This is a genomic window from Corynebacterium sp. HMSC034A01 (genome assembly GCF_001838175.1).
Taxonomy (GTDB): domain Bacteria; phylum Actinomycetota; class Actinomycetes; order Mycobacteriales; family Mycobacteriaceae; genus Corynebacterium.
In genome coordinates, this window is record NZ_KV835948.1 from 28,160 (window position 1) to 38,812 (window position 10,653).

Below are 10,653 nucleotides of genomic sequence, written 5' to 3' on the forward strand. Positions count from 1 at the left end.
TGGCAAATATTTGCCACATTCCCCAAACGCTTCTATTGGTGGTCGAGCTAGACCGCCGCGTTCGGCGCCGTTGCAGCGGCGAAGTGCGACGGCATGGTCGCAGCCCACGCGCCGGCGAGCTCCGCGACCTGGACCTCCTGGCCGGCCACGCGCAGCACACCGTCGTCGGTGGTCTCGCCCAGCACGGCGACCGTGATGTCCGCGGAGTTCGCGCGCTCCACGGCGGCCTCTGCGCGGTCGCTGGTCACGGCGACCACGACGCGGGAGGCGGACTCGGAGAACAACGCGGTGAACGCGTCTTCGTGCACGCCCTCCAGGTTCAGCTCCGCGCCCTTGTCGGAGCCGAGCAGCAGCTCGAACACCGCCTGGGACAGGCCGCCCTCGGACAGGTCGTGCGCGGCTGCGATGCCGGCGGCGTTGCCGGCGAAGAACTCCGCCAGGCGCGCCTCGTTGGCCAGGTCCACCTGCGGCGGCAGGCCGGCCAGGCCCGCGCCGGAGATGTCCTGCCACACGGAGCCGCCGAACTCGTCCTTGGTTTCGCCCAGCAGGATCAGGGTGTACTGCTCGTCCGTGGACGGCAGCGCGTGCGGGATGGCCTTCTCCACGTCCTCCATCACACCCAGCACGCCGACCACCGGGGTGGGCAGGATCGGCGTCTCGCCGGTCTGGTTGTAGAAGGACACGTTGCCGCCGGAGACTGGGATGGCGAGTTCAGCGGAGCCGTCCGCAAGCCCGTGCACCGCCTCGCGGAACTGCCACATCACATCCGGGTTCTCCGGGGAGCCGAAGTTCAGGCAGTTGGTCACCGCAACCGGGGTGGCGCCGGTGACGGCGACGTTGCGGTACGCCTCCGCCAGTGCCAGGCGCGCGCCCATGTTCGGGTCGAGGTAGGTGTAGCGTCCCGACGCGTCGGCGGAGACGGCCACGCCGCGGTTGGTTTCCTCGTTGATGCGCAGCACGCCGGAGTTGGCGTACTTGGCCTGCACGGTGTTGCCGCGCACGTAGCGGTCGTACTGCTCGGTGATGAAGTCGCGGGAGCACAGCGCGGGCGATGCGACCATCTTCAGCCATGCGTCCTTGATGTCGCTTTGCTTCTCAACGTCACCTCCGGCCTGCACACCATCCTGCCAATCCGGGCGCGCGTAGGGACGCTCGTAGACCGGGCCCTCGTCGATAGTTGACGGCGGGGCGTCCACCACGAGCTCACCGTTGTGGAACACCTGCAGGCGGTCCTCGTCCGAGGTGACCTCGCCGATGACAGACGCGAGCACGTCCCACTTGGCGCAGATCTCCATGAACTTGTCTACGTCCTCCGGCGCCACCACCGCGCACATGCGCTCCTGGGACTCGGAGGCGAGGATCTCCGCGGCGGACATATTCTCCGCGCGCAACGGGACGTTGTCCAGGTTGACGGTCATGCCGCCGTCGCCGGACGCGGCCAGCTCTGAGGTGGCGCAGGACAGGCCGCCGCCGCCGAGGTCCTGGATGCCCTCTACCACGCCGGCGGCGTATAGCTCGAGGCAGCACTCGATGAGGACCTTCTCCGCGAACGGGTCGCCCACCTGCACGGCCGGCAGCTTGCGCTCCTCGCCCTCCTCGAAGGTGGCGGAGCCCAGCACGGACACGCCGCCGATGCCGTCGAGGCCGGTGCGGGAGCCGAACAGGATGACCTTGTTGCCGGTGCCGGACGCGAACGCCAGGTGGAGATCATCCACCTTCAGCGTGCCCACGCACAGCGCGTTGACCAGCGGGTTTCCGGCGTATGCCGGGTCGAAGACGGTCTCGCCGCCGATGTTGGGCAGGCCCAGGCAGTTGCCGTAGCCGCCGATGCCGTGGACCACGCCCGGCAGGACACGTTTGGTGTCTTCAGCGTCGATAGGCCCGAAGCGCAGCTGGTCCATCACTGCGATCGGGCGGGCACCCATGGCCATGATGTCGCGGACGATGCCGCCGACGCCGGTGGCAGCGCCCTGGTACGGCTCCACGAAGGAGGGGTGGTTGTGGCTTTCCACGCGGAAGGTCACCGCGTCGCCGCCGCCGATGTCCACCACGCCGGCGTTCTCGCCGATGCCGGCGAGGATCTTCGACGCCATCTCCTCGGTCATGGTCTGGCCGAAGTAGCGCAGGTGCGTCTTGGAGGACTTGTAGGAGCAGTGCTCGGACCACATCACGGAGTACAGCGTCAGCTCCGCGTCGGTAGGCCTGCGGCCCAGAATGGCCTTGATCTTGGCGTACTCGTCGTCTTTCAGGCCCAGCTCGGCGTACGGCTGCTCGAGCTCCGGGGTGCCGAAGGCGTTGTCGACGGTGTCGTTGTGCACGGTCATTTCGGGTCTACGCTCCGATCTTCGAAATCGCGTCGATGGCGGAAGTGAACAAGCCGAGACCATCCGTGGACGGGCCGGTCAGCGTCTCAATGGCGTGCTCCGGGTGCGGCATGAGGCCGACCACGCGACCGGTCTCGTTGGTCACGCCGGCGATGCCGTTGATGGAGCCGTTGAAGTTGTCCGAGTAGCGGAACACCACGCGGCCTTCCTTCTCCAGCGCCTCAATGGTCTCCGGGGCGGCCTGGAAACGGCCTTCGCCGTGCTTAGCGGGGACGTAGATGCGCTCGCCCAGCTGGCTGGTCCACGCGGTGTCGGTGTTCTCCACCTCAAGGTAGGTGTCCACGCAGTGGAAGTTCAGCCCCTTGTTGCGGGTCAGCGCGCCCGGCAGCAGGCCAGTCTCGGTGAGGATCTGGAAGCCGTTGCAGATGCCGAGCACCGGCATGCCCTTCTTGGCAGCCTCCACCACGGCGCCCATCATCGGGGCCTGCGCAGCGATCGCGCCGGAACGCAGGTAATCGCCGTAGGAAAAGCCGCCCGGGACGACAACCGCGTCCACGCCGGTCAGGTCATTGTCCGCGTGCCACAGCTGGCGCAGCTCGGCACCGGCGAGACGGACGGCGCGCAGCGCGTCGACGTCGTCAAGCGTGCCCGGAAAAGTAATGACTCCGATAGTTGCGCTCATCGCACAACCTCGAAGTCCTCGATAACAGTGTTGGTCAGCAGCGTTTCAGCCATGCGCTGCAGCTCGGCGTCGGAGACCGAATCATCCACCTCAATTTCAAAGCGCTTGCCCTGGCGGACGTCGGTCACCCCCTCGACTCCGATTCGGCCCAGTGCGCGGAGCACCGCCTGACCCTGCGGGTCAAGAATTTCGGCCTTGGGCATGACATTAACGACGACTCGTGCCATGAGAATCCTTCACGTTTCGGGAGGTTGAACGACCTTTGCGGTACGCGCGTCAGTATATCGGACGCCCCGACACGGCCCGAAACCCTTGCTGACCGGCAAAAAGTGAACGCATGGTGAATTCTTGGGAAAACCTGTCATCTCGCCGAGCGCAATCTGAGAGTCGCAGTTAGTTTGTTTTTGCTATCAACCGTCTTTCTTGAGTTTCCGAGAGGTAACCATGTCCACACCCCGTAAGAGCCTCGGCGCCGCGTTTGCGATCGCGCTGGCAGCAGGCACCGTCTCCGTCGTCGCCCCGACTGCATCCGCAGCCCCGGACGGCTCCAACGTCGTCATCAACGAGGCGTACGGCGGCGGTGGCAACTCGGGTGCCGCGTACACCCACGACTTCGTCGAGCTGTACAACCCGACTGACAAGGACATCGACATCACCGGTTGGACGCTGGACCAGCAGTCTGCCAAGGGCGGCTCTGGCGCAATCGTTTCTCTGAAGGGCGTTATCCCCGCCGGCGGATACTTCCTCATCCAGGGAAATCCGGGCGACACTGGCGCGGGCGAATCACTCCCCACTCCCGACCAGGAGGCAGGCTTCAACTTCGGAGCCAAGGGTGCAATTGCAGTTCTCGCAGACGCTAACGGCGAGGTAGACCGCGTCGGTTGGGGCAGTGCCACAAAGCCGGAGGGCACAGCAGTCTCCGGCACCGCAAACGGGACATCCGTCCAGCGCAAGACCGTCGGCGTTGACACCGACAACAACGCGAATGACTTCACCGTCGACGCGCCGACACCGCAGAACTCAGGCAACGCTGGCGAGACTCCCGTTGACCCCACCCCGGAGGATCCGACGGATCCGACGCCTCAGCCTGAGCAGCCGCAGCCGGGCGAGATCACCCCGATTGCCGAGATCCAGGGCACCGGCGCCGACTCCCCGCTGGCAGGCAAGACCGTAACCACCGAAGGCGTCGTCACGGCGGTGTACGAAGAGGGTGGCAAAAACGGCTTCTTCCTCCAGACCGCCGGCACCGGCGAGATCAAGAACCCGGGCGATGCCTCCGACGGCATCTTCGTCTACATGGGCCGCAACCAGAACTTCCCGGCAATCGGCGATTCGCTCCAGGTCACCGGCGAGGTGAAGGAGCACTTTTCGCAGACGCAGATCACGGTGTCGTCGATAGGCAAGCTCGAAGAAGCGCTGGAAGCGCCGAAGGCTGTCGAGATTGACACGCTTCCGCTTGGCGACGACGCACGCGAGCCGTACGAGGGCATGCTCGTGCGTCCGACTGGCGCGTACACGGTGACCAACAACTACGAGCTCAACACCACCGGCAACCTGGGTCTCGCGCCGGGGACCAAGGCATTCCGCAACCCGACCGACGAGATCGTCCCGGATAAGGCGAAGGTCGCGGAGATCAACGCGCAGCAGGCTGCAAAGATTGTCTACCTCGACGACGGCCGCACCCGCGACTACTTCAAGACAGACAAAAACACCCCGCTGCCGTACCTCGTCACCTCCGACAACGGCGTGAAGTCCATCCGCACTGGCGATCAGGTGGACTTCCAAACCGACGTCGTCGTCGACTACTCGTGGGACCAGTGGCGCTTCCAGCCGCTGCGGCCGATCACCGGCAAGAACGACGCCGAGGAGCTCCCGATCACGTGGGAGGACTCGCGCGCGACGTCCTACGACGTGCCGGACACCGTCGAAGGCGACAATTCCATCGGCTTCTTCAACGTGCTCAACTACTTCACCTCCCTGGGCAATGACGAGTCGGGCTGCAAGGCGTACTCCGACAAGGACGGCAACAAGGTCGGCACCAACCGCTGCAACGTCCGCGGCGCGTACTCCCAGGCTGCGTTTAACGATCAGCAGGCGAAGATCGTCACCGCGATCAACAAACTCGACGCGCACGTGCTCGGCCTGTCCGAGATTGAAAACGGTGCTCGCGTCACCGGCGATGTCGCGCAGCGCGACAACGCATTGTCCAACCTGGTCAAGGAGCTAAACAAGGCCGCTGGCGAGAACAAGTGGGACTACGTAAAGTCCCCGTCTGCGCTCGGCACTGCCGAGGACTTCATCCGCGTCGGTTTCATCTACCAGCCGGCTGAGGTCGAGCCGGTCGGCGAGTCCCGCATCTTCGACGACCCGGCCTTCACCCGCATGGCGCGCCAGCCGCTGGCGCAGGAGTTCAATACGGTCAAGCGTGACGACGACGACAACTTCGTCGCCGTGGTCAACCACTTCAAGTCCAAGGGCTCCGTGGCAAACGGCGATAAAGATTCGGGCGACGGTCAGGGCAACAACGCCAATGTCCGCGTTGCGCAAGCGCAGGCGCTGCTCGACCACATGGCCAAGCAGGACGATTGGCAGGAGCTGCCGACCTTCCTCGTCGGCGACTTCAACGCCTACACCATGGAAAACGCGCTGAACACGCTGCGCGGTGGCGGCTACACGCTGATCCACCACAAGAAGGACTTCCCGCAGGAGTCCTACCAGTTCAACGGCCAGCTCGGCTCCCTGGACCACGTCTTCGCCAACGACGCCGCCAACGCGCTCGTCCAGGACTCCGCCGTCTGGAACATCAACGGCGACGAGTCGGTTGCGTTCGAGTACTCGCGTCGTAACTACAACGTCCAAGACTTCTTCGGCGACGGCGACAACCCGCTCTACGGCTACGGCAACCCGTTCCGTTCCTCCGACCACGACCCGGTCAAGGTCGGTTTCGGCACCAAGCTCGATGAGAAGGATGATGCTGACAAGTTCGCCCCAGAAGCAAGCGAGGCCGTCACCGTCACCCAGGGCGATGAGCTGCCCGATGCGAAGACCACAGTGAAGGACGCAGACCAGCTGCCGGCGGACACAAAGTTCGAGTGGACCAAGCCTGCGAACACCGACACTGTCGGCGACGACCAGGAAGGCGAGATCACCGTCACCTACCCGGACGGGTCCGTCGACACGGTGAAGGTCGTTGTGAATGTGAAGCCGAAGGCTGAAGAGGAAGAACCGCAGCCGGAGGAAGATCAGCCGCGCTACATCGTCAAGGCAGAAGTCAACGACGCTGGCGAGCTCGTTGTCACCTACGACAACGGTGAAACTGAGAACCTCGGCAAGGTCAAGGGCACTGACGGCAAGAACGGTGCCGACGGTAAAGACGGTCAGCCTGGCAAGGACGGCGCCGACGGTCGCGACGGTGTCGACGGCAAGGACGGTCACGGTGTGAAATCCTTCGAGGTCAACGACGAGGGCCACTTGATCGTTACCTACTCGGATGACGAGACCGAAGACCTCGGCAAGGTCACCGGCGACAAGGGCGCTGACGGCGAGCCAGGCAAGGACGGCGCTGACGGTAAGGATGGTCGCGATGGCGTCGACGGCGAGAAGGGCCCGAAGGGCGACAAGGGCGAGACCGGCGCCGCGGGCCAGGACGGTAACGACGGCGTAGACGGCAAGCCGGGCAAGGACGGCGCTAATGGCGACAAGGGCTCTGACGGCGAGCCAGGCAAGGACGGCGCCGACGGTAAGGACGGCCGCGACGGCGAGAAGGGCCCGAAGGGTGACAAGGGTGACACCGGCGCTGCAGACCAGGACGGTAAGAACGGCGAAAACGGCGTCGATGGCCGCGATGGCAAGGATGGCGAGAATGGCCGCGGTATCGCCGAGGCTGTCCTCAACGAAGACGGCGAGCTTGTCCTCACCTACACCGACGGCGAGACCCAGAACCTGGGCCGCGTGACGGGCACCGACGGCAAGAACGGCGAGAAGGGCGCAGACGGTGCTGATGGCCGCGACGGCGCTGATGGCAAGGACGGCGCCAACGGCACCAACGCCCCGGCCGATGAAGGCTCCAGCGCGAGCGACCGCTGCCTACCGGCGGTGGGCATCACTGCCCTGCCTCTGCTGGCGCTGATCCCGCTCGGTCTGGCAGCCACCATGGACATTCCGGCGCTGGCTCCGGTGAAGGCGCAGATCGAGAAGGTCGGCGAGCAGCTGCCGGTTCCGGTGGAGACTGCCGCCGGTATCGCTGGCGCCGCCGTGGCAATCGCGGCGATCGCCACTTTGGCAACGGCGTGCAGCACCGAGGATGGTTCCTCTAAGTAGGACCGCAACTCACACCACGCGTCAGCCCCGACCCGGGAATCTCCCGGATCGGGGCTTCCCGCATTGAAAACAGTTTCCAATAGTGGTTGGATATCCCCTATGCGAAATCGTTTTCATCTCACTCCTTTGGCCGCGGTTGCGGCTACCGCTCTGGTTGGCGCGCTGGGCGGATGCTCGTCGGAAAGCAATGATGCGAGCGGCAGCGACATCATCGCCACCACGAACGTGTGGGCGGACGTGGCCTCCGCTGCCACGGGCAGCGACGTGGACGCGATCATCACCGGCGATGCTGTGGACCCGCACCACTACGAGCCGTCCGCGAAGGACCTCTCGCGCATCAAGGAAGCGGACACCGTCGTGGCCAACGGCGGCGCGTACGACGCCGCGCTCTACACCGCCGCTGAGCAGGACCGCATCATCTACGCGATCCCGCTTCTCGACGAGCACGAGGCCCACGAGCACGACCACGACCACGACCACGAACATGCCCACGACCACGCGCACATGCCCAACTCCCTGGACGAGCTCGAGCACGCCTGGTTCGCGCCGGAGAAGGTGCTGCAGGTCGCGGAGGACATTGCGGATCGCACCGGTGGGGACGCGTCAGACGTCAAGCAGCGCATCGGCGACATCCAATCCAAGCTCAACGCGGTGCCGCACGTGCACATCGGCATGACTGAGACGATCGCGGCCGGCCTGGTGTGGGGCACGGAGCTGCACGACATCACGCCCGAGGAGTACGTCAAGGCCAGCCTGAACCACCAGGAGCCGTCCGCATCTGCAGTGGCGGCGTTCCTGGAGCAGATCGAGCGCGGCGAGCTGGACATGCTGTTCGTGAACCCGCAGAGCACCAACAGCGCCACCCAACGGTTGGCGGATGCGGCGAAGGCGCATAATGTTCCCGTTGTTGAAATCCGGGAGACGCCCCCGGCCGGCCAGAACTTCCTGGACTACTTCGAGGAGATCGTGGGTCAGATCACCGACATCGCAGCCCATGCTGAGCCGACCGGCCACCACCACTAGGAATTGCCAATTTGATCGCTGAGCTTCGCAGCGCCGCAGTCGAACCACTCTGGCGCGACCTCACCCTCACCGTCGAACCCGGCGAATTCATTGCGGTCCTCGGCCCCAACGGCGTGGGCAAGTCCACCCTGCTGGGCACGCTGATGGGCACGCGCAAGCTCACTTCTGGGCAAGCGAAAGTCCACGGCCCGATCGGGTTCATCCCGCAGCAGCACATGTTTCCGAAGGACCTTCCGGTGCGCGGGCGCGATCTGGTTGCGTTGGCGATGGGGAAAGGGGCGAGGCCGGAGGACGTCGATAGGCAATTGGCTTCGGTGGGGGCGCAAGGTTTTGCCGAGCGCCGCGTCGGTGTGCTTTCCGGCGGCCAGCAGCAGCTCATCCGCCAGGCGCAGGCGTTTGCACAAAACCCGGAGCTTTTGCTTTGCGACGAGCCCCTGCTCTCCCTCGACCCCGCCCGCGCACGCGACACAGTGCAGCGCCTCGCCGAGCACCCGGCGGCCGTGATCTGCGTAACGCACTCGATTAACCCGGTACTGGGCGTGGTGGACCGGGTGCTGTACCTGGGCCCGGAGAGGCACGTGGTGGGAAGTGTTTCCGAAGTGATGCGCTCCGAGGTGCTCAGCGAGCTCTACGGCACCCGCGTGGACGTGGTCGAAGTTGACGGACGGATGGTGGTCCTGTGAGTGCATTTTGGGCGGACACGTCCTACCTGCTCGGGCAGGGGTTCGTGCAGACGACGCTGGTGGCGTGCGCGCTGCTGGGCGTGCTGTCCGGCGTGATGGCGCCGCTGATCGTGCTGCGCCAGATGTCGTTTTCGGTGCACGCGACCTCGGAGCTCGCGCTCATGGGCGCCTCCGCGGCGCTGCTGTTCGGGCTGAACGTCGGCTTCGGCGCGGTGGCTGGTGCTGTGGTGGCAGCGCTAGTGTTGGCCGCGCTTGGACTCAAGGGCCAGCAAGACTCCGCCGTGGGCGTGGCCATGAGCTTCGGCATGGCGCTGTCCGTGTTGTTCATCCACTTGTACCCGGGGAACTCGAACAGGGCTTTGGCGCTGCTGACGGGCCAGATTGTCGGCGTGTCGGCGCAGAACGTGGCGCTGCTGGCGGGGACGACGGTATTAGTAGCCGGCGCGGTGCTGGTGCTGTGGCGGCCGCTGCTGTTCTCCTCCGCGGACCCCGTAATGGCCGCCGCGTGCGGGGTTCCCGTACGGACGATGGCCCTGGTGTTCGCGGTGCTGGTCGGCATCGCGTCGGCGCAGTCAGTGCAGATCGTCGGCGCGCTGCTGGTGATGTCGCTGCTGATCACCCCCGGCGCGTCCGCCGCTCAAGTCACGGCGAACCCGAAGCTTGCGGTGGTGCTGTCCGTGGTGTTTGCGGAGGTCGCGGCCGTCGGCGGAATGGTGCTCTCGCTCGCCCCCGGCATGCCAGTGAGCGTGTTCGTGGCCTTTATCTCGTTCGGGATCTACCTGGTGTGCCGGGTGATCGGCAGGGTGCGGGACTAGCTAGCGGTACTCCCTGTAATCCGCCGGTTGAGCACCCTTGTCCACCGCTGCGGCGGCTGCGGCGAGGAAGTCGCGGCGCACCTTCTTCTGCCCCAGCTCGCGCCCGGAGACCGACAAACGTATTGTGTTGCCCTTCTCCGCGCCGCGCTCGGCGGCCTTGATCACATTGCGGCGCCACCACTTCGCGGCGCCGTACCCCTCACCCACCGACAAGTTGCGGCCCTGCGAGAACTCACCCTGTTCAATGCGGTAGATGCCCTTCGTGGAGGCGGCGACGGTGAACCCGAACTCACCGAGCACCTTCAGAGTGCCGTCCGACATGCGCCAGCGCGGCGGCGCAAACATGTCCAAGTCGAATCCCAGCGCGGACATCTGGCGCGTCGCGCCTTTGAGACGCAGCCGCGCCTCGTGCTCCCCCAGGCTGGCGAACTCGCTGCGGCGCCCCTGCACCGGCTGGTCGAAGCCGTTGAGCATGAGGGCGCGGTGTTCGAGCTGCTCGTTGAGCCAGGAGCGCGTGGCGTCGTCCTTAGCCAGGTGCCACTTCTTGTCGATGTGCGGCGCCACCAACAACGACACCGGCACCCCCTCCCGATCCAGGTCGCGCACCATGCTGGCAACGTCCTCCAACGTCGCGTCGAAGATGGAGGAAATTGAAACAAGTACGCGCCCAGGCATAGGGGAAATTATCGCACACCTAGACAGTTAGTGCCGGGTGAAAAATGTTCACAGAGTTCGCACACATGTTCTATCTCGGCGGACTCGTGTCAGACGGGGTTCTACTATGCGAATTCAAGTGCAATGAAAGG

General features: G+C 65.3%; 8 protein-coding genes. 4 read left to right on the plus strand and 4 right to left on the minus strand.

The genetic code is table 11. The annotated features are described in order from the left end of the window. Positions 1 to 47: 47 nt before the first annotated feature. From purL to purS, 3 genes are read right to left on the minus strand one after another with little or no spacing between them, the layout of a single operon-like run. Positions 48 to 2,324, minus strand: a complete 2,277-nt coding sequence (purL, locus tag HMPREF2791_RS04635; RefSeq protein WP_070844568.1) for a phosphoribosylformylglycinamidine synthase subunit PurL — start codon at positions 2,322 to 2,324, stop codon at positions 48 to 50. A 7-nt stretch (positions 2,325 to 2,331) separates the two neighbouring features. After that, positions 2,332 to 3,006, minus strand: coding sequence for a phosphoribosylformylglycinamidine synthase subunit PurQ (gene purQ / locus HMPREF2791_RS04640; RefSeq protein ID WP_070474608.1), 675 nt, complete (start codon positions 3,004 to 3,006; stop codon positions 2,332 to 2,334). Then, positions 3,003 to 3,233 (minus strand): phosphoribosylformylglycinamidine synthase subunit PurS, encoded by a 231-nt coding sequence (gene purS / locus HMPREF2791_RS04645; RefSeq protein WP_074432067.1) that lies wholly within the window; start codon positions 3,231 to 3,233, stop codon positions 3,003 to 3,005. The genes purQ and purS overlap by 4 nt, the downstream gene beginning before the upstream one ends. A 217-nt stretch (positions 3,234 to 3,450) precedes the next feature. Here purS and HMPREF2791_RS04650 point away from each other — a divergent pair, with 217 nt between their 5' ends. From HMPREF2791_RS04650 to HMPREF2791_RS04665, 4 genes are all read left to right on the plus strand, one after another. Continuing rightward, entirely contained in the window at positions 3,451 to 7,326 is a 3,876-nt protein-coding gene (locus tag HMPREF2791_RS04650) for an ExeM/NucH family extracellular endonuclease (RefSeq protein ID WP_070844569.1), read from the plus strand. Positions 7,327 to 7,425: 99 nt separating this feature from the next. Then, entirely contained in the window at positions 7,426 to 8,349 is a 924-nt protein-coding gene (locus HMPREF2791_RS04655; RefSeq protein WP_070844570.1) for a metal ABC transporter solute-binding protein, Zn/Mn family, read from the plus strand. 11 nt (positions 8,350 to 8,360) lie between these two features. Continuing rightward, entirely contained in the window at positions 8,361 to 9,032 is a 672-nt protein-coding gene (locus tag HMPREF2791_RS04660; RefSeq protein WP_070474616.1) for a metal ABC transporter ATP-binding protein, read from the plus strand. Continuing rightward, positions 9,029 to 9,847, plus strand: a complete 819-nt coding sequence (locus HMPREF2791_RS04665; protein WP_070474619.1) for a metal ABC transporter permease — start codon at positions 9,029 to 9,031, stop codon at positions 9,845 to 9,847. Before HMPREF2791_RS04660 ends, HMPREF2791_RS04665 begins: the two co-directional genes overlap by 4 nt. Here the strand turns inward: HMPREF2791_RS04665 and HMPREF2791_RS04670 are convergent, their stop codons facing one another. Beyond that, positions 9,848 to 10,522: a DUF2334 domain-containing protein gene (locus HMPREF2791_RS04670; protein WP_070844571.1), complete on the minus strand. Its 675-nt coding sequence runs from the start codon at positions 10,520 to 10,522 to the stop codon at positions 9,848 to 9,850. Positions 10,523 to 10,653 lie beyond the last annotated feature (131 nt).

Coding starts and splice junctions, on each gene's coding strand:
- HMPREF2791_RS04655 (WP_070844570.1), top strand. CDS start 7,426: ATGCGAAATCGTTTTCATCTCACTCCTTTGGCCGCGGTTGCGGCTACC.
- HMPREF2791_RS04670 (WP_070844571.1), bottom strand. CDS start 10,522: ATGCCTGGGCGCGTACTTGTTTCAATTTCCTCCATCTTCGACGCGACG.
- purL (WP_070844568.1), bottom strand. CDS start 2,324: ATGACCGTGCACAACGACACCGTCGACAACGCCTTCGGCACCCCGGAG.
- purS (WP_074432067.1), bottom strand. CDS start 3,233: ATGGCACGAGTCGTCGTTAATGTCATGCCCAAGGCCGAAATTCTTGAC.
- HMPREF2791_RS04650 (WP_070844569.1), top strand. CDS start 3,451: ATGTCCACACCCCGTAAGAGCCTCGGCGCCGCGTTTGCGATCGCGCTG.
- purQ (WP_070474608.1), bottom strand. CDS start 3,006: ATGAGCGCAACTATCGGAGTCATTACTTTTCCGGGCACGCTTGACGAC.